The organism is Ascidiaceihabitans sp. (genome assembly GCF_039986515.1).
GTDB lineage: Bacteria > Pseudomonadota > Alphaproteobacteria > Rhodobacterales > Rhodobacteraceae > Ascidiaceihabitans.
Genome location: NZ_JBDWQO010000007.1, coordinates 502,381 through 520,563 on the forward strand (window position 1 = coordinate 502,381; position 18,183 = coordinate 520,563).

Consider the following 18,183-nt stretch of genomic DNA (forward strand, 5'->3'; position numbering starts at 1 on the left):
CGGGGGCAGAGCCCCCGACATAATCAAAACTATGTTTTAGCCAAAGACATAGAAACACATCTTGTTGCCATCCGGATCACGCGCATACGCACCATAAAACCGATCAGGAATACGTTGCCCCGGAGGGCCATCGCACGTCGCCCCCAACTCAATCGCCTTGGCATAAAGCGCATCAGCATGGGCTTTGTCATCCGCTGGAAACGCCAGCATCACGCCATTTCCGGGCGTTGGATCTTCTTTGTCGTATGGCTCGCACACCGCCAGCATAGGTTGCCCGCGTTCGGTTCCGATAAAAGCAATGCGCCCGGAATCGATCACGACCTTTGCGTTCTTGCTTTCAAATACGCCTGTATAGAACGCTTTGGCGCGCTCCATGTCGTTCACACCAATGGTTGTGTACCCAATCATAGTAAGTCCTTCATATCAGGCGTCAAAGCCGCCATATTTCCTGTTAAGCTTGCGCATCCCGCCAATCCAACGGTCGTAGTTTTGCGCCTTAGCCTGCATATAGCCAATCACTTCCTTGTGGGGCAGAACCAAAAAAGTCTCGTCGCGGATGGTCTGCACGCAAGCCTCTGCGACAGGCTCCGGTTCCATCATCCCGTCAATGGCTGCGACATGATCTTCATGGCCGCGTGTCATTTCCGTGCGCACGGCTTGCGGGCACAGAACAGATACTTTGATCCCCTGATCGCCGTAGGTCATGGCCATCCATTCCGCCAAGCCGATCGCGGCATGTTTTGTGACCCCGTAGGGCGCACTGCCCACTTGGTTCAACAGCCCCGCAGCGGATGAGGTGTTCAGTAGGTAACCACCGCCACGTTCCGCCATCAGCGGCACCAAGGCACGGGCGGCCCAAACATGGGACATGACGTTGATGTCCCAAATGCGCTGCCAGTCATCATTTGGCACTTCGACGCCACCGGCCACCGAAATGCCCGCGTTTGAACAGAACAAATCAATCGGACCAATCTCGGCCTCGACTTTTTGGATCATCGCAACGATCTGATCCTCATGGGCCACATCAACGGTCATCGCTGTTCCGCCCATCTCTTTCGCGGTGGCTTCAGCGCCTGCTGTGTCGCGGTCTACGCAAACAATCGCTTTTGCACCTTCTGCCGCATAGCGGATGCACATGGCTTTTCCGATGCCACTGGCAGCCCCGGTCACAACAATGATTTTATCTTTAAGTTCCATATCTTACGCCCACATGCTCGACCCGCCACAGACAGTCAGCGCCTGTCCGGTCATGTATTTGCTGGCATCTGACCCAAGGAACACGGCAAGGCCCGCAAAGTCGTCAGGCTCGCCCAAACGACGCAGCGGGATGGATTTAGAATACTTCTCTTCCACACCCGGCTTGTCCCAAAGTTCGCGGGCAAAGTCGGTTTTGATCAGACCGGGGCAGATCGCATTAAAGCGGATGCCTTGCGGCCCGAATTCCGTGGCCAAGTTGCGCACCAAACCGATCAGGGCAAGTTTTGACATGCCATAAACCCCCAGCATATCGGACGCTTTGAACGCACCAATGGAAGATGTGAACATCATCGACCCGCCGTTTTCCATGTCTGGGGCGACCATCTTGGCCAACCATAGATTGGACTGCACATTTGCGTTCATCGTGCGTTCATAATCCTTGTTGGAAATGCCGCCAATCGGCCCAAAGTATGGGTTCACGCCCGCGTTTCCGACCACGATATCGATTTTGCCGGCAATCTCGTGGGTTTTGTCCACCAGCGCCTGCAAGCTGTCTTCATGCACGATGTTGGCCGCAACGCCGTGGGCGCACTCCCGCCCCACAGCTTTGTTGATCTCGGTCGCTGCCGCATCCAGATCCTCTTGCGTGCGCGACGAGATCACCACCGTGGCGCCATGTTCGGCCAATCCTTTGGCCATCTCAAACCCCATGCCTTTGGAGGCGCCAGTTAACAGCGCCACCTTGCCTGTCAGGTCAAACATGCTCATCCCATGAACCCCGCAGAGCCTGTCACTTTGGTTTCTTTTTTGGCCGCATCCTGACGGGCGTTGGATTCCGAATAGGTTTTGACTTCGTGGCGGGCGATCACGTGATGGTGCACCTCATCGGGGCCATCGGCATAACGCAATGTGCGTTGCTGCGCGTACATGTTGGACAGCGGCGACCACTGCGAAATACCGGTCGCACCATGCACTTGCATGGCTTGGTCGATGATGTCGCACACCTGCTCTGGAACTTTGGCTTTGATCATCGACACCCAGATACGGGCCTCTTTGTTGCCAAGCACGTCCATGGCCTTGGCTGCTTTCAGCACCAGAAGACGCATGGATTCAATCTCGATCTTGGCGCGGGACACGGTTTCCATGTTTTTGCCCAAGTCCATGATCTTTTTACCAAAGGCCACACGGGACAAGCCGCGTTCAATCAGCAAATCCAGCGCCTTTTCAGCTTGCCCGATAGAGCGCATGCAATGGTGGATACGGCCAGGCCCAAGACGGACTTGGGAGATTTCAAAGCCTTTGCCTTCGCCCCACAGAATGTTTTCCTCAGGCACGCGCACATTGGTGAAGCGGATGTGCATGTGACCGTGTGGCGCATCGTCGTGACCAAACACATGCATTGGTCCAAGAATATCAACGCCAGGTGTGTCGATAGGCACAAGGATCTGGCTTTGCTGGCGGAAGGGTTCCGCGTCAGGCGATGTTTTCACCATAACAATCATGATCTTACAACGCGGATCACCAGCGCCGGAGATATAGTATTTCTCGCCGTTCATGACCCATTCACCGTTTTCAAGCACGGCGGTCATGCCGATGTTCTTTGCATCCGATGATGCTTTGTCGGGTTCTGTCATCGCAAACGCACTGCGGATTTCACCCGCAAGCAAAGGCTTCAGCCAGGCATCTTTTTGCTGCTGTGTGCCAATGCGTTCCAACACTTCCATGTTGCCTGTATCAGGCGCAGAACAGTTCAGCGTTTCAGAGGCAAGGGGGTTCTTGCCCAGCTCTGCCGCGATGTAGGCATAATCGAGGTTCGCAAGCCCTTCGCCGGTTTCTGCATTTGGCAAAAAGAAGTTCCAAAGCCCGCTTTCACGCGCCTTTTGCTTGGCTGTTTCCAGCAATTCCAACTGGCCGGGGGCATAAGACCACCGATCGGCGCGACCTTCGCCAAGGCGGTGGAATTCTTCAGTGATCGGGTCCACGTTTTCGCGGATGTGCTTGATCACAGCGGCCAGAAGCGGTTTGGCCTTTTCGGACATTTCCAGGTTGTTCAGTTCCAATGGTTCGGACATATCAATGCTTTCTTATTTGTTTACCCAATTGGGTTTTCGTTTTTCAACAAAGGCTTGCACGCCCTCTTTAAAGTCATCTGTTTTCGAGAGATCCGCGATCACCTCACGTGAATGGGCGATGCTGGCGGCCATGCCGTCGCCCTCCATCATGGCGTTCAACACCCGTTTTGTGGCTTTGACGGCAGAAGGGGATACCGTACACAGTTCCTCGGCCTTGGCCATGGCACGGTCCATCAGGTCGGCGTGTGGTACCACCTCGTTGATGCAGCCCATTTTCAGCGCCTCGTCCGCCATGATTGTGCGGCCTGTGAACATCATTTCCTGCGCTGCGAGACGTCCGATGTAACGCGACAAACGTTGTACGCCGGAGGCAGCGGCAAAAAAGCCGACTTTAACTTCGGGCAGGGCGAATTTGGCGTTCTCTGAGGCGATCAGGATGTCGCATGACAGCGCCGTTTCAAAACCACCCCCCATGGCAAAGCCGTTGACGGCCGCGATGATTGGTTTTTCCAGATCAAAGCGCGATGACAGCCCGGCAAAGCCTGTGTCCGGCATTGGCTTTTTGTTGCCGCCCATGGCGGTGGCTTTCAGATCGTTGCCTGCGGAAAATGCTTTGTCACCAGCCCCTGTCAGAACAGCAACCCAAAGATCCTGATCTGCGGCAAACTCATCCCAGCACCGCGACATCTCAATATGCATGTCCACATGCACGGCGTTGTACACATCAGGCCGGTTCATGGTGACGACCAAGATGTGCCCACGTTTTTCTGTGGTGATAAATTCGTAGCTCATACCTTGAGGCCTCCAGTATTGATTTCTGTGAACTTACCGCCACTTGCGGCAAGGTCTTGAAGTGTTTTGGCGGGTGCAAAGGCGGGATCATCCGCGCCCAAACGCTCCATCGTGTCCAGCACAGCAGCGGCCCCTACCATATCACCATAGAGCATCGGCCCCCCTGTGTCGGGTGGCCAGCCGTAGCCATTGAGCCAGACCACATCGATGTCCGACGGGCGCTGCGCCTTGTTTTCCTCAAGGATTTTGACGGCCTCGTTGATCATCGGGTGAATACAGGCTTTTAGGATGTCGTCAGCGGACATTTGTGTCGGCTCTGCGCCGGTAATCTCGCTGATGATGCCTGTGGTCACATCGGACGGCACCGGGCGGCGGTTTTCGTCGTAATCATAAAAGCCCGCTTTGGTTTTCTGACCGCGTCGGTCCATTTCACACAAACGGTCGCGGATCGGGTTGTCGGTTGTAGCCCCTTTGGACCAACCGATATCAAGGCCTGCAAGGTCGGACATTTGGAATGGCCCCATCTTAAAGCCAAATGCGTTGAGGGCTGCATCCACATCCCACGGCAACACGCCTTTGTAGACCAGTTTGTTGGCTTGGATTTGGCGCGCAAACAGGATGCGATTGCCAACAAAGCCGGGGCAGACGCCAACAAGTGTGGCGATCTTGTTGATGGTTTTGGCCAGCGCCATGGAGGTGGCAACGACGTCGTCCGCTGTATCTTTGGCGCGGACAATTTCCAACAACTTCATCACGTTGGCAGGGGAAAAGAAATGTAATCCGATGACGTCCTGCGCGCGGCCCGTCAGGGGGGCGATTTCGTCGATGTTCAGCGCGGAGGTGTTGGTGGCAAGGATCGCGCCGGGTTTCATCACTTGGCCAAGCTCTGTGAAAATGGTCTTTTTCAGGTCCATGTTTTCAAACACAGCCTCGATTACCAGATCGCAATCGGCAAGGTCCGAGATTGCAAGGCAACCGTGAAAGCGGTCCATGCGGGCCTCGACCTCATCCTGCGGAAACCGGCCTTTGTCAGAGGACCGTTGATAGTTGCCGCGCACCACGGCCAAACCGCGATCCAGCGCCTCTTGCTTTTGCTCAACGATTTTGACGTCAAACCCAGCGGTTGCAAAGTTCATCGCGATGCCGCCGCCCATGGTGCCCGCGCCGATGATGCCAACAGTTTTGATGGCACGGTGTGGTGTTGCAGGGTCTAACCCCTCAACGTCCCAAGCTTTGGCCCCAGCGGCAGCGATATAGGCGCCGATGTCTTCGGTGGTCATGTTCATGTGTGATCCTTCAAGCATTGAGCCTGCAATGCGCGGCGGTCCGTTTTATCGGTGGCACCACGGGGCAGGGGCGTTGTTTGGAACCAGATGTGTTCCGGAATTTTGAATTTTGCGATGTGATTAGCAAGAAACGCCTGAATGTCTTCGCCCCGCGCTGATGTGCCGGATTTAAGCTGAATACCTGCGCCAACAACTTCGCCAAGCCGGTCATGCGGCACTGAAAACGCGCATGCCTCAGCCACTGCGGGATGCCGGTGCAAAGCTGCTTCAACGTCCAGACAAGCGATGTTTTCACCACCGCGAATAATGATGTTTTTCTTGCGATCAACGATAGACACATAGCCTTCATCGTCAATGCGCCCCAAGTCGCCAGTTTTTAACCAGCCATCTTCCAGAACCTCGGCCGTCGCGTCGGGTTTGTTTAAGTAACACCGCATGTTAGCAGGGCTTTTTACAGTAAGTTCGCCAATCTCACCGTGGGGTACATCTTTACCGCTGTCGTCCAGGAAACGCACATCCTGCAAAGGCCCGTGCGGTTTTCCACAGGCGTCGGGCCGGGCATTGTATTCGTCCCCAAGCATGCCGATCCCAAGGGCGTTGGTTTCGGTCATACCCCAGCCTGTTGCAACAGCCGCGTTGGGCAACATTTCCGAAAGCTCACCCACTTGGGCCGGAGGCCGCTTTGCACCGCCCGCACCAATGTAATCCAGCGTCGGAAGCGTTTCGCCCATCTCGCGCATGGCCACCATCAGATCGGCAGATTGTGTCGGCACACCCAGGAACCGCGTGATCTTTTCATCGCGGATGATTTCCACGGCTTTGCGTGCGTCCCATTTTGGCATCACAGCAACCTTGGCACCAGCCGGCAGGCTTAACAAAAACATCGGGTGCGTGGCAGTGACATGAAACAAGGGTGTCACGATAAGAACAGAAGGGCGCACAGGTGGCGCATCCGGATCGTGGTCGGGGTCCATCAAAGGCGCCATCACGGCAGTGATCAGCCATGAAAACACAGCGTTGACCGCACCGCGATGGGTTTGCACAACCCCTTTGGGGCGGCCCGTCGTGCCAGAGGAATACATGATTGCAAAATCATCGTCTGTGTCTATGTCCGCGTCCGGACGCTGATCAGACTGTGCGTTGGCCTTAAGCGCTGTAAAGCTATGGTGCGCTGTTGTTTCACTGTCACGCACACCCACAAGGGTCAGACCTAGATCATCCACCAGAGGCTGCATTCTGGCGACGCGATCGCCGTCTGCAAAGACAAGGCGCGCACCGCTGTCTTTTAACGCATACTCCAGTTCTTCTGTGGTCCACCATGCATTCACAAAGACCGTGACCGCGCCGATCGATGCACAGGCCATAACCATAATCATCAATTCCGGGCAGTTGCGCATCGCGATGCCAACTGGGGCGCCTTTGGTCACATCGAAGGTGTCACGCAGGACATGTGCCATGCGGTTTACATCAGATAAAAATTCATCAAACGTCCAGCGTTCGTTTTCAAAAATCAGATATTCAGCAGCGCCATTGCCTTGGGCTTCGTGGCTGGCATGCAGCAACGCGGCGACATGGGAGGGCACATTTTCGAACACACGAAAATCAACGCCGCGGATGTTGGCGTGGGTCACAGCGAACGCAGGGTTCGTCTGCATGACATGCGCCATGGCTTCGGTATCGGTCATGACAGTCATAGGCTGCGTCCAGTCAAAAGACGCGCGGCGCAAACAAGAAGCAAACGCATTCAAATCCTCCCAGATTTGGCAAGGTTCGGATCTGAAGATCAGTGCCTTGCACAAGGATGATGCTAAGCTGGAAAATTTGATGCGACAATCCCGAGGGACGGAACGTCATTTTACATTTAGCGCTTGGCAAACGGATTTTGCGCGATATTTGGCGCGTAGGCAGCGCAAGCCGATCACCGGCAGGTAGCGTATCTAAGCCGCGTATCTGATGGAATCTCAAGGGTCGTTGCGACTGTTTCCGCTATCTCAGTTTCTTCAGTTCTTCCCTGAAGGCTTCCGTTGGGGTGCGCCAGCCGAGACACTTTCTGGGTGTGCCGTTCAAGCGGTCACAAATCGACTTCATATCTCGATTTGAGAGCGTGGCTACTGGCGCGTCCCTTGGTAAGTAGCGACGCGCCCGTTTGTTCAAGTTTTCGACTGAACCCTTTTGCCACGGCGCTTGCGGGTCGCGAAACCAGGCCTCAGTGCCGATCCCGGGCTTCAACTTGCGCCAGTTCCTGAACTCGATGCCACGGTCAAAGGTGATGGACTTGCGGGCCGGTTGGGGCAGGGGTTCCATCACGCCCATCAGCCGGTTCATCAGATGCGTCGTGCTGCGACCGTTGTTGCGGAACAGCACGGCAAAGCGGGTTTTTCGTTCAACCAGTGAGGCGACATTCATCTTTCCCTGCGCACGCTCGAAGATCATCAGATCACCCTCCCATTCGCCAAATGTCTCGCGGGTATCAACGTAATCAGGCCGCTCATGGATGGAGCGATCCGGCGGGAATACAAGGCCGCAGGGCTTGTGCGAATGACGTGGCCGCCGTTTCTTACGTCGATTGGGCAGATAGCGTGCCAGTTCTCTGGATTGACCATCTGGGCCGTAAACATACGCGTAGATCGTCTCGTGGTTCACGCGCACGGATTGTCCTTCAAATTGCAATCGGCCTGCAATCTGTTCTGGCGACCAACCCTCCTTGAGCTGCTGGGTCACCGCTTTGCGCAGGCCAACGAGCCGTACCAATTTGCGACGTCGTGCGCGTCTTTGGGTTGCTGCACGTTGAGCGACAACGCCGTAGTACCCATTCAACTCTGGCAGTTCTTCGTCGCTATATCCGTTGCGTTTTATGTCTCGATAGATCGTCGAAACATGCCTGCCGATCTCCGTCGCGATCTCCCGCACTGGGATCTTGGCATTCAACATATCTTCAATCACGCGCCGTTCACGCAGGTTTAGCTCACTATGTGCTATCTTTCATTCTCCTTGCTTTCCAGCAAGATAGGGGAAAATTCGCAACCCAGTTTAGAATGTGCCAGACAGTACGTGTGTTTCTTATAATGTGAATTATGTTAAATATTGCGTGCAGAACATAACGCCCAAACACCCTTACCCAAGGCTGTATCCCGCACCCCGAACCGTTCTTACCGGATCCGAGCCCCCAAACTGGGTCAGCGCTTTGCGCAAGCGCCCGATGTGCACGTCGACGGTACGTGTGTCCACGTAGATGTCGCGGCCCCAGACACGGTCCAGAAGTTGTTCACGTGACCAGACACGCCCGGGCTTTTCCATAAATGTGCTGAGCAGCCGAAATTCAGTTGGCCCGAGTTTCACATCTGCAGATGCGCGCGTGACTTTGTGGCTTTCGCCATTCAGTATGATGTCGTCGAATTCCAACAGTTGACCGGATGCCGCTGGCCGCACGCGGCGCAGTTGGGCACGCACACGCGCCATCAGCTCGATCACAGAGTACGGTTTGATCACATAATCGTCCGCGCCAGTTTCAAGGCCACGCACACGGTCCACTTCCTCGGAACGCGCGGACAGCATGATGACAGGAATGCCTCGGGTCTCGGGTTTGATTTTCAAACGCCGACAGACTTCGATCCCGCTAAGCTGTGGCATCATCCAGTCCAAGACGATCACGTCCGGCGCGTCTTCTTCCACAAAAAGCAATGCCTCTTCGCCATTCTCGGCGCGGCTGACAGCAAAACCTTCGGCCTCAAGATTGTAAGCCAGAACCTCACGTTGTGCGGGTTCATCTTCGACGACCAAAACACGCGGCTGGACTGCGGACATGGTGACTATTCCTTAAAGTTTAACAGAAGTCGTGTCGGCCTTGGCACGGGCTTCATCGGGGTGCATCCCAGTGACCAGATAGACGACCTGTTCGGCAATCGATGTCACATGATCCCCCATGCGTTCAGTGTTTTTACCGATAAAATGCAAATGCATGCAGGCCGTGATGTTGCGCGGGTCTTCCATCATGAAGGTCAGGAATTCGCGAAACAGCGCATTGTACATCTGATCCACTTCAGCGTCGCGTGCGATGACATCCAGTGCCAGCTCCGCGTCGCGATTGATATAGGCATCCAACGCGTCCGTCAGCATCTTACCAACTTCTTTCGCCATACGGCGCAGCGCACCGGCACTGTCGTTAACCGGCGCCATTTGGGCCAGAACACCAGTGCGTTTGGCCATGTTTTTTGCATAATCCCCAATGCGTTCGAGGTTGCCGCTGATCTTCATGACGCTTAGGATCAGGCGCAGGTCAATGGCCGTGGGCGCACGCAGGGCAATCACACGGGCGGCTTCTTCGTTGATCAACTCTTCCAGTGCGTCGATCTGTTTGTCAGCGGCGCGGACCTTTTCGGCGCGTTCTTCGTCGCGGGCCTCAAGCGAGGATGCGGCTTCCAGAATGGCGGCTTCCACCAGCCCACCCATTTTCATGATTTGAGCCTGGATCGCTTCAAGGTCACGGTCAAAAGCGGATGCGATGTGTTGGTCGTTCATGTTTATGTCCCCTACCCGATCCGGCCCGTGATATAGCTTTCTGTGCGTGGATCTGTTGGATTGGTAAAAATTTGGCCCGTCTCGCCGTACTCTACAAGGTTGCCCAAGTGGAAAAACGCGGTTTTTTGGCTGACGCGGGCGGCTTGCTGCATCGAATGGGTGACGATCACCACGGAATAGTTCTGGCGCAACTCATCAATCAGTTCTTCGACCTGCGCCGTGGCAATTGGGTCCAGCGCTGAACAGGGTTCATCCATCAAAAGCACCTCTGGCGCCGTGGCGACTGCCCGTGCAATGCACAACCGCTGTTGCTGGCCACCCGACAGCCCTGTGCCGGGCGCATCAAGGCGGTCTTTAACCTCGTTCCAGATTGCGGCACTGCGCAGCGACCGTTCTACGATTTCGTCCAGATCGGCCTTGTTCTGTGCAAGCCCGTGGATGCGCGGCCCGTAAGCGACATTGTCAAAGATCGACTTTGGAAACGGGTTGGGCTTTTGAAACACCATACCCACTTTGGCCCGCAGTTGCACCGGATCGACGCGTTTGTCGTAGATGTCTTCGTTGTCGATCAGAATGTCACCTTGGACGCGGCACACATCAATTGTGTCGTTCATCCTGTTGATACAACGCAAGAAAGTTGACTTTCCGCACCCCGATGGTCCGATAAAGGCCGTGACGGTTTTGTCTCGGATCTCGACATTCACGTCCTTGATGGCGTGATTGTCGCCGTAATACACCTGCACATCTTTGGCGGTGATTTTCACATCATTGGTGTCCACGGTTCTCTCCGTCAGTCTCATATCGTTCATGTCTTTGCCCCCTACCAGCGGCGTTCAAAACGGCGCCGCAAAATCACGGCGATTGTGTTCATGGTCACAAGAAAGACCAGCAAGATGATGATGCCCCCCCATGCGCGTTCATAAAAGGCAGGGTCCGCACGTTTCGCCCATTCGTAGATTTGCGCAGGCATGGCCGAATTCGGCGACATCAACCCCGCCGCGATGCTGTCAGGTGGATTGGACGCGATAAAGCCCACCATCCCGATCAACAACAGCGGCGCTGTCTCACCCAAGGCCTGGGCCAGTCCGATGATAGTGCCTGTCAGGATGCCCGGCGCCGCCAAGGGCAGGACGTGATGAAACACCGACTGCATTTTGCTGGCCCCCACCCCCAACGCCGCGTCGCGGATGCTGGGGGGCACTGATTTCAACGATGCGCGGGTCGAGATGATGATTGTGGGCAATGTCATCAACGTCAGCACAAGGCCACCTACAAGCGGCGCAGAGTTTGGCAAATGCATGTAGTTGATGAACACCGCGAGACCGAGAATACCAAAGACAATTGATGGCACCGCTGCAAGGTTCGAAATGTTCACCTCAATGATATCGGTGATCCAGTTCTTGGGCGCGAATTCTTCCAGATAGATTGATGCTGCGACCCCGATGGGCAGCGCCAGCACCAGAACCACCATCATCATGAACAATGACCCGATCATCGACACACCCATTCCCGCGGCTTCGGGCCGCGCGTCAGAGGCATCGGCACCTGTGATGAAATCGAGGTTAAAGCGCTTTTCCAGACTACCATCCGCAATCAGTTGATCGACGAAGTCCAGCTGCGCGGGCGAGATGTTCTTGTCGTTGGCGATGCTATCGCGCGTCACACGGCCCTTCAGATAGCCATCCACACGGGAGGATGCCAAAAATTCAAACTCGACCGTTTCGCCGATCATATCGGGGTTGGCGATAACAAAATCGCGCAGATCCGCCGCAGCACTTTTAGACAGAATGCCCGCCATGGCCTTTGACTTTAGATCAGTTTCAAAGCCTGCGTCGGCCACCTTTGTCTCGAACGCGGTTTTCAACAAAGGCGCGTAGCCAAAGGTCGACACCTTCTTGATATCGGCCAGATCGCGGTTGCCTTTTTTATCAAGTTTGGCAGCCAACAGTTCGACTTCGAGTGTCACATATGTCTGCTGATAAGCCCCTGTGCCACGCGACACGATGTTGAACACAAGGATCAAAAGCATCAGTAATCCGATGCAGATGGCCCCGATGCCATAGGCTTTGAACCGTGCCTCGGCGGCATTGCGTTTTTTGGTGCGCCCGTCCAGCGTCAGCAATGAGGTCTTGCGCGGGTCAATGGGTTGGGTTGCGTCGGTCAATCGTACTGCTCCCGGTATGTGCGCACGATGTAAAGCGCGATGACATTCAGGCCGAGGGTCAGAACAAACAGCGTCAGACCAAGGGCAAAGGCGACCAGCGTTTCGGGGCTGGCAAAATCCGTATCCCCGGTCAACTGGCTGACGATGCGGGTGGTGATGGTGGTCATGGCCTCAAGCGGGTTGGCGGAAAACTTGGCGATGGCCCCTGCCCCCAGCACCACGATCATGGTTTCACCGATGGCGCGGCTGGCGGCCAGCAATACGGCACCTACAATGCCGGGCAAAGCTGCTGGCAATACAACCTGTCGGATGGTTTCTGACGGCGTCGCGCCCAACCCAAGCGATCCGTCGCGCATGGATTGTGGCACGGCGTTGATAATGTCGTCTGACAGCGAGGACACAAACGGGATCAGCATGATGCCCATCACAAGGCCAGCGGTCAGCACGGCGGTGGCCCCTGACATCCATTCCACGCCCAACAGCCCCTCATCGCCGCGTCCGAAAATCCGGACCAAGGCAGGCCCAACTGTGAGCAAAGCAAATAGACCGTAGACGATGGTCGGTATCCCCGCGAGGATTTCCAGCAATGGTTTGGCAATCGCGCGCACCTTGGGGCCTGCATATTCGCTTAGATAAATCGCGGCAAAGAGACCGATTGGCACGGCGACGGCCAATGCGATGATTGAAATATAAAGCGTGCCCCAAAGCAGCGGCAGGATCGACAGATCACTGTCCCCGCGAAAATTCGGCGCCCATGATCCGCCAAAAAAGAAGTCGGTCCATGGGTGAAGTCTGAAGAAGTTGATGCTTTCGAAAAGCATGGAAAAGACGATGCCGATGGTGGTTAGAATTGCCAGCGATGCCGCGACCATCAAAAGGGCCAGCACACCGCGTTCTACCGTGTTGCGGGCGCGAAAATCCGGTTTGGACATGGCGACGGAAAAGACAAACCCGATGGCGGCAAGGACCAGCACAACGGTTGTCATCCAAAGACGGCCCGTTTGCGCGGATGCGCGGTAGGTTTGGGCAGCGGCCAGCACTTCAGGTTTCACAGCCGATCCAAGGGCCACGCCCACATCGGCCAGCATCTTGCGCACGTCTGTATCCGCCGACAGGCTCAATGCGTCTTGTGGGGTCAATGCATCCTGCGCGACGGCCACATCCAACCCGTCAGAGACGCGGCGTACGTCACTCATGATAAGGCCGATATTGGATCCATCGCCAATGACGCTGGCAGGGATCATCGCGGACACGCGGTTATCGATCATCATCGGTTGCGCCAAAAGCCATATGGCCAGAACCCCAAGGGCCGGAACGGCCGTAAACATCGCAGCGTTGGTGCCGTAGTACGTGGGCAAAGAGTGCAAAGCGCGTCTGTCGCCTCCGGCCCCTGCAAGCGCGCGGGCACGGGCCACGATATACCCCAGGATCGACAAGGCAATGACGGCGGAAATAGTGAAACCGGTGATACCCATGGGGCTGCTCCGAGGTGTGGTAGAGGTGTGGTACGTGGCGCAAAGGCCGCCCCGATATGCGGGGCGACCTATATTTTTAGTGTCGTTGGATTTAGGAACCCGATCCCAGAACCGCTTCGTCCGTTACGGATGTTTGTGTCGCTTCCAGCTCTGGATCGGACACCAACCCGTATTCGGCCAATGGACCATCCGGGCCTGCAACTTCATCTGCCACGAAGAATTCTGCGAATTCCTTCAGGCCGGGAATGACGCCGATGTGGGCTTTTTTGACGTAGAAGAACAAAGGACGGGACACGGGATATTCGCCTGTGGCGATGCTGTCGGTTGATGGCACGATGTCGGCCATAGTCGCAACTTGCAGCTTGTCGGTGTTGTTTTCATAGAATGCCAAACCAAAGACGCCGATGCCGTCCTTGTTGGACTCAATCCGGGCCAGCGTTTCGGTGTAGTCGCCGTCGATGTCCACGGACTTGCCATCTGTGCGCAGCGCGATGCAGGCTTTTTCAGCCGCTTTCTTGTCACCGCCATTGGCCGCTTTCAACACGTCAAACGCACCTGTGGCTTCGCACCCTTCAAGGATCACTTTGTCCTCGAACACTTCGCGTGTGCCGTGTTTTGTGCCGGGCACAAAGGCCTGGATTGGTTGGTCGGGAAAAGACGCGTTCACCTGGTTCCAGTTGGTGTTGGGGTTGGCGACCATTTTGCCGTCGACCAAAATCTGCTCGGACAAGGCCAAGAACCAATCGGTCTGGGTGAAGGCAAAGGACGCGCCATTGATGTCAGAGGCAAAAACGATGCCGTCATACCCGATGCGGACTTCCATGATGTCGGTGACGCCGTTTTCAGCGCACACAGCGACTTCGCCGGACTTGATCTGGCGGGATGCGTTGGCGATGTCGATGGTGTTTTCGCCGACGCCTTCACAAAAGCGCTTGAGACCTGCGGATGATCCGCCGGATTCGACAACGGGTGTCGGGAAGTCAAAGTTTTCGCCAAAGGCCTCGGCCACGATGGACGCATATGGCAGAACGGTTGATGATCCGGCCACTTGGACCTGATCGCGGGCGGCGGCTGCTGTTGCGGAAAGTGCGGCAATGGCCAGCGCGGAAGTTGTGCATTTCACGAATGACATGATGTCTCCTGAACCTCGAAGTGATGGCCATCCCCTTGATGACCATGGCGCTGATCTAGGCACCTTTCGCTATGCTTTTGTGACAGTTGCGTAACAGTTTTATGACAGCTTCGGATCTATCGCGAAATTTGTGATAAAAAGTCAGGGGACCAACGGCAAAATCACTGAAAATGTGGCACCCTGCCCCAAGTCGGACGTCACGCGCATCCGTCCGCGGTGACGGTGGATGATGTGTTTGACAATGGCCAACCCCAACCCTGTGCCGCCCATCTCGCGGCTGCGGTGGTTGTCTATGCGGTAAAACCGTTCTGTCAGGCGGGGCAAATGTGCAGGATCGATGCCGGGCCCATGATCCGTGACATCGACGCGAACGCCTGCTGCGCGCAAAGCCGGGTCGCGGTCTGCGGCGGCCAGCGTCACCTGCACGGTGTTGTCTTCGCCACCGTATTTGATCGCGTTTTCAATGAGGTTTGTGAAAACTTGACGCAGTTGATCCGCGTCCGCGATCATCGTCGGGACGTGATCAGGTGGATCAAAAACCAGCGTCACTTTGGCCTTTTGCGCCACAGGTTGTAGCGCGTGAACGGTGCTGGACAGCACATCCAACAGGGAAATCTGAGTTGTGGGGCGCACGCGCTGGTCGCTTTCCACGCGGCTGAGCGACAGCAAATCCCCCACCAGACGGTTCATCCGGGCCGCTTCGCTTTGCATGATGCCCAAAAAACGCGTTTGGGCCGCTGTGTCATCTCGCGCGGGACCTTGCAGTGTTTCAATAAACCCCATCAAGGCCGTCAGCGGTGTGCGCAATTCGTGGCTGACATTGGCCACAAAATCGCGCCGCATCTGGCTGGCTTGCTCCAGCGCTGTGACATCATCAAAGCACACAATCACACATCCGGTATCGCCTGCGGCACGGCACGTCACGCGGTAGGTGGTGTCGTGATCCCCGTCATGGCCCAGATAGCGTGTTTCGCGGGGGGATGTGTCGCGCAATGTGCTTTCGATGCTATCGAGTAGCATAGGCTGGCGCAGCATCGTAACATAGTTGCGTGTTACGATGCCTTGACCCAGCAAAGACAAGGCATCAGCGTTGGCCGCTACGATTTTTTCGTCGGGGCCGACGGCCAGCGCAGGCAGGGACACCGCATCCAGTACAGATTGCAGCAGATGCGGGTCCATTTCTGTTACACCTTACATGCGGCGACAGCTTGGCTGAACACCGCGCACAGCGTGTCGGGGTCTTCGAGGCCAACCGACACGCGGAAGAATCCTTCGGACATGCCAAGTTCTGCGCGTTTTTCGGGCGTTAAAGCACGGTGGGACGAGGATGCAGGATGCGAAATCGTGGTGCCGACATCCCCCAAAGTGGGCGCGAAATTCAAACCTTCTGCACCACGCGTAAAGGCGTTGGCTTCTGCGCGTCCACCGTCCAACTCGAAGCTGACCATATTGCAAAACTGCCCCTTCAGCAAAGCCTGCGCACGGGCTTGGTCGGGGTGGTCGGTCCGCGACGGGTAAATCACGCGTTTGACGCCATCCAAGCCCCCCAAATGTTCTGCAAGCCGCAGTGCAGTCGCCTGTGCGCGGTCAAAGCGCAAATCAAACGACAACATGCCGCGTTCAGCCATCCAGCTGTCCCATGGGCTTGGTGTCATGCCTGTGGTCACCGAAAAGACACGGAGCCGCGTGTTGATGGCCTCATCACGCGCCGCAACGTAGCCCAGCATCACATCGGAGTGACCCGCCAGAAGCTTTGTGATCGAATGGATCACGATGTCTGCGCCCCAATCAAACGGCTGGAATGCACGTGGCGTTGTGAACGTGTTGTCCACCACCAAAAGCACACCCTTTTCACGGCACAGCGTCGCCAGTCCTTCGATGTCTGCCACACGCAGCGTCGGGTTGGAGACCGTTTCAACAAGGATCAACTTTGTTGCAGGGCGGATCGCGGCACGCACGGCTTCCACATCGCCCGGATCAACCATGGACGTGGAGACCCCCATACGCGGCAAGTCTTCGGCCATCAGCCGCAAGGACCGCCCATAAAGCTGGTTTCCGCCAATGACGTGATCGCCAGTTTGGGTGATACCCATCAATACCGCAGCCACAGCAGCCATACCGCTAGAGGTCACAACACCCGGATTGGGCGCGCCTTCCATGCGGTCGATCAACCCGCCCACAACATCGGCGTTGGGATGGCCTTCGCGGCTGTAGGTGTAGCCTTGCAACCCGCCTTCATATTGTTGATCCAGCATATCCGGCGTGTCCGAGGCATAGACCACGGACGTAGAAAGCGGTGTTACAACAGGACGGCTGGCACTGTCGGGCAGTGGAACGGGACGGATCAGGGATCCTTTTTCGTTACGCATCATTTACCCCACCACACGCATGTCGTCGCGAAAGCGGCGCATGTTGTCCTGATAATGCAAAGCAGACCCTTGCAGCATCTGGATGGCGGCATCGTCGAGCTGTCGCACAATCTTGCCTGGCGCCCCCATAACCAAAGACCCATCGGGAATTTCCTTGCCTTCGGTGATCAAGGCCCCGGCGCCAATCAGGCAATTGTTGCCGATTTTTGCTCCATTCAGGATGGTGGCCCCCATGCCGATCAGGGAATTGTTGCCGATGGTGCAGCCATGCAGCATGACTTTGTGACCGATGGTGCAGCCTTCACCGATGGTCAAAGGATAGCCCTTATCCACATGCATGACCGTGTTTTCCTGCACGTTGGACCCTTTGCCGATATGGATGATCTCATGGTCAGCGCGGATCGTGGCGCAAAACCAAACAGAGGCCGCTTCATCCAGAACAACCTGCCCGATGAGGTTGGCGTCGGCGGCCACCCAAGTGTCGGCGTGAATTTGCGGCGTCAAATCGCCCAAGGCATAGATGGTCATGATAGCTCCTCGAATTGCGATTGCAGCACACGAACGTGATCCAACAAATGCGGCTGTTGGGCCGCTTTCAGGCGTTCGGCGGCAATGATTGTTTTCAAACGATCTTCGGTCGTGTCCAGATCATCGTTAACCAACACATAATCGTATCCATCCCAGTGGCTGATCTCGTCCCAGCTTTTTTCCATCCGCTTGGTGATGACATCAACGTCGTCTTGCGCCCGTGTTTCCAACCGACGGCGCAATTCGGGAATGGAGGGCGGCAAAATGAAGATCGACAACACATGGTGGCGCAAAGCCGATTTGCCGATCTGTTGCGCACCCTGCCAGTCAATGTCGAACAACACATCGCGGCCTTCCTGAATTGCGGCTTCGACTGGTGGCTTGGGCGAGCCGTAGTAGTTGCCAAAAACCTGCGCATGTTCCAGCATTTCGCCGTCAGTGACCCATTTTTTAAAGTCGTCTTCCGCCACAAAATAGTAGTCTTTTCCGTCAACCTCTCCGGGGCGCGGGGACCGCGTGGTGGCGGACACAGAAAACCGCAGCGTCTCGTCCCACGCCATCAGGCGTTTGGCCAAAGTGCTTTTCCCCGCCCCCGAAGGAGAGCTGAGGATCACAAGCAGTCCAAGACGGTTTTTTTCAGTCGCTGACAT

Annotated in this window: 18 protein-coding genes; all 18 read right to left on the reverse strand. The window is 56.0% G+C overall.

Features of this window, described 5'->3' with window-relative positions; genetic code table 11:
• Positions 1-36: 36 nt before the first annotated feature.
• The 18 genes from ABJL60_RS05145 to gmk all read right to left on the reverse strand — a co-directional run bounded on the left by ABJL60_RS05145 (position 37) and on the right by gmk (position 18,183).
• Positions 37-408, reverse strand: a complete 372-nt coding sequence (locus tag ABJL60_RS05145; protein ID WP_348289162.1) for a VOC family protein — start codon at positions 406-408, stop codon at positions 37-39.
• Positions 409-423: 15 nt separating this feature from the next.
• Positions 424-1,197, reverse strand: a complete 774-nt coding sequence (locus ABJL60_RS05150) for an SDR family oxidoreductase (protein ID WP_348375153.1) — start codon at positions 1,195-1,197, stop codon at positions 424-426.
• Between the two features lie 3 nt (positions 1,198-1,200).
• On the reverse strand, positions 1,201-1,959 hold the full coding sequence (locus ABJL60_RS05155) for an SDR family oxidoreductase (protein WP_348289158.1): 759 nt from the start codon (positions 1,957-1,959) through the stop codon (positions 1,201-1,203).
• 2 nt (positions 1,960-1,961) lie between these two features.
• A complete protein-coding gene (locus ABJL60_RS05160) occupies positions 1,962-3,269 on the reverse strand; it encodes an acyl-CoA dehydrogenase family protein (protein ID WP_181364465.1) in 1,308 nt (435 codons plus the stop codon).
• Between the two features lie 12 nt (positions 3,270-3,281).
• Complete coding sequence (locus ABJL60_RS05165; RefSeq protein ID WP_348375155.1) at positions 3,282-4,061, reverse strand: enoyl-CoA hydratase-related protein; 780 nt, start codon at positions 4,059-4,061, stop codon at positions 3,282-3,284.
• On the reverse strand, positions 4,058-5,347 hold the full coding sequence (locus ABJL60_RS05170) for a 3-hydroxyacyl-CoA dehydrogenase NAD-binding domain-containing protein (RefSeq protein ID WP_348289154.1): 1,290 nt from the start codon (positions 5,345-5,347) through the stop codon (positions 4,058-4,060). The genes ABJL60_RS05165 and ABJL60_RS05170 overlap by 4 nt, the downstream gene beginning before the upstream one ends.
• Complete coding sequence (locus tag ABJL60_RS05175) at positions 5,344-7,041, reverse strand: class I adenylate-forming enzyme family protein (RefSeq protein WP_348375156.1); 1,698 nt, start codon at positions 7,039-7,041, stop codon at positions 5,344-5,346. Before ABJL60_RS05175 ends, ABJL60_RS05170 begins: the two co-directional genes overlap by 4 nt.
• Positions 7,042-7,333: 292 nt before the next feature.
• Positions 7,334-8,326, reverse strand: coding sequence for an IS30 family transposase (locus ABJL60_RS05180; RefSeq protein WP_348375371.1), 993 nt, complete (start codon positions 8,324-8,326; stop codon positions 7,334-7,336).
• Between the two features lie 135 nt (positions 8,327-8,461).
• Positions 8,462-9,151, reverse strand: coding sequence for a phosphate regulon transcriptional regulator PhoB (phoB, locus tag ABJL60_RS05185; RefSeq protein ID WP_348375158.1), 690 nt, complete (start codon positions 9,149-9,151; stop codon positions 8,462-8,464).
• A 12-nt stretch (positions 9,152-9,163) separates the two neighbouring features.
• The gene (gene phoU, locus ABJL60_RS05190) at positions 9,164-9,865 is read right to left on the reverse strand and encodes a phosphate signaling complex protein PhoU (protein ID WP_348291889.1); all 702 of its coding nucleotides are present in this window, start codon (positions 9,863-9,865) and stop codon (positions 9,164-9,166) included.
• A gap of 11 nt (positions 9,866-9,876) precedes the next feature.
• Positions 9,877-10,674: a phosphate ABC transporter ATP-binding protein PstB gene (gene pstB, locus ABJL60_RS05195; RefSeq protein WP_348375160.1), complete on the reverse strand. Its 798-nt coding sequence runs from the start codon at positions 10,672-10,674 to the stop codon at positions 9,877-9,879.
• Between the two features lie 11 nt (positions 10,675-10,685).
• A complete protein-coding gene (gene pstA, locus ABJL60_RS05200) occupies positions 10,686-12,029 on the reverse strand; it encodes a phosphate ABC transporter permease PstA (protein ID WP_348375162.1) in 1,344 nt (447 codons plus the stop codon).
• Positions 12,026-13,504: a phosphate ABC transporter permease subunit PstC gene (gene pstC, locus ABJL60_RS05205; protein ID WP_348375164.1), complete on the reverse strand. Its 1,479-nt coding sequence runs from the start codon at positions 13,502-13,504 to the stop codon at positions 12,026-12,028. The genes pstA and pstC overlap by 4 nt, the downstream gene beginning before the upstream one ends.
• 91 nt (positions 13,505-13,595) lie before the next feature.
• Complete coding sequence (locus tag ABJL60_RS05210; RefSeq protein WP_348375166.1) at positions 13,596-14,636, reverse strand: substrate-binding domain-containing protein; 1,041 nt, start codon at positions 14,634-14,636, stop codon at positions 13,596-13,598.
• Between the two features lie 141 nt (positions 14,637-14,777).
• Positions 14,778-15,815: an ATP-binding protein gene (locus ABJL60_RS05215; protein ID WP_348291878.1), complete on the reverse strand. Its 1,038-nt coding sequence runs from the start codon at positions 15,813-15,815 to the stop codon at positions 14,778-14,780.
• Positions 15,816-15,820: 5 nt separating this feature from the next.
• Positions 15,821-17,005: an aminotransferase class I/II-fold pyridoxal phosphate-dependent enzyme gene (locus tag ABJL60_RS05220; protein WP_348375373.1), complete on the reverse strand. Its 1,185-nt coding sequence runs from the start codon at positions 17,003-17,005 to the stop codon at positions 15,821-15,823.
• Positions 17,006-17,008: 3 nt separating this feature from the next.
• Positions 17,009-17,533, reverse strand: a complete 525-nt coding sequence (locus ABJL60_RS05225) for a gamma carbonic anhydrase family protein (RefSeq protein ID WP_348291876.1) — start codon at positions 17,531-17,533, stop codon at positions 17,009-17,011.
• Positions 17,530-18,183, reverse strand: coding sequence for a guanylate kinase (gene gmk / locus ABJL60_RS05230; RefSeq protein WP_348291874.1), 654 nt, complete (start codon positions 18,181-18,183; stop codon positions 17,530-17,532). The genes ABJL60_RS05225 and gmk overlap by 4 nt, the downstream gene beginning before the upstream one ends.

Coding starts and splice junctions, on each gene's coding strand:
- ABJL60_RS05145 (WP_348289162.1), bottom strand. CDS start 408: ATGATTGGGTACACAACCATTGGTGTGAACGACATGGAGCGCGCCAAA.
- ABJL60_RS05150 (WP_348375153.1), bottom strand. CDS start 1,197: ATGGAACTTAAAGATAAAATCATTGTTGTGACCGGGGCTGCCAGTGGC.
- ABJL60_RS05155 (WP_348289158.1), bottom strand. CDS start 1,959: ATGTTTGACCTGACAGGCAAGGTGGCGCTGTTAACTGGCGCCTCCAAA.
- ABJL60_RS05160 (WP_181364465.1), bottom strand. CDS start 3,269: ATGTCCGAACCATTGGAACTGAACAACCTGGAAATGTCCGAAAAGGCC.
- ABJL60_RS05165 (WP_348375155.1), bottom strand. CDS start 4,061: ATGAGCTACGAATTTATCACCACAGAAAAACGTGGGCACATCTTGGTC.
- ABJL60_RS05170 (WP_348289154.1), bottom strand. CDS start 5,347: ATGAACATGACCACCGAAGACATCGGCGCCTATATCGCTGCCGCTGGG.
- ABJL60_RS05175 (WP_348375156.1), bottom strand. CDS start 7,041: ATGACTGTCATGACCGATACCGAAGCCATGGCGCATGTCATGCAGACG.
- phoB (WP_348375158.1), bottom strand. CDS start 9,151: ATGTCCGCAGTCCAGCCGCGTGTTTTGGTCGTCGAAGATGAACCCGCA.
- phoU (WP_348291889.1), bottom strand. CDS start 9,865: ATGAACGACCAACACATCGCATCCGCTTTTGACCGTGACCTTGAAGCG.
- pstB (WP_348375160.1), bottom strand. CDS start 10,674: ATGAACGATATGAGACTGACGGAGAGAACCGTGGACACCAATGATGTG.
- pstC (WP_348375164.1), bottom strand. CDS start 13,504: ATGGGTATCACCGGTTTCACTATTTCCGCCGTCATTGCCTTGTCGATC.
- ABJL60_RS05210 (WP_348375166.1), bottom strand. CDS start 14,636: ATGTCATTCGTGAAATGCACAACTTCCGCGCTGGCCATTGCCGCACTT.
- ABJL60_RS05215 (WP_348291878.1), bottom strand. CDS start 15,815: ATGGACCCGCATCTGCTGCAATCTGTACTGGATGCGGTGTCCCTGCCT.
- ABJL60_RS05220 (WP_348375373.1), bottom strand. CDS start 17,005: ATGCGTAACGAAAAAGGATCCCTGATCCGTCCCGTTCCACTGCCCGAC.
- ABJL60_RS05225 (WP_348291876.1), bottom strand. CDS start 17,533: ATGACCATCTATGCCTTGGGCGATTTGACGCCGCAAATTCACGCCGAC.
- gmk (WP_348291874.1), bottom strand. CDS start 18,183: ATGTCAGCGACTGAAAAAAACCGTCTTGGACTGCTTGTGATCCTCAGC.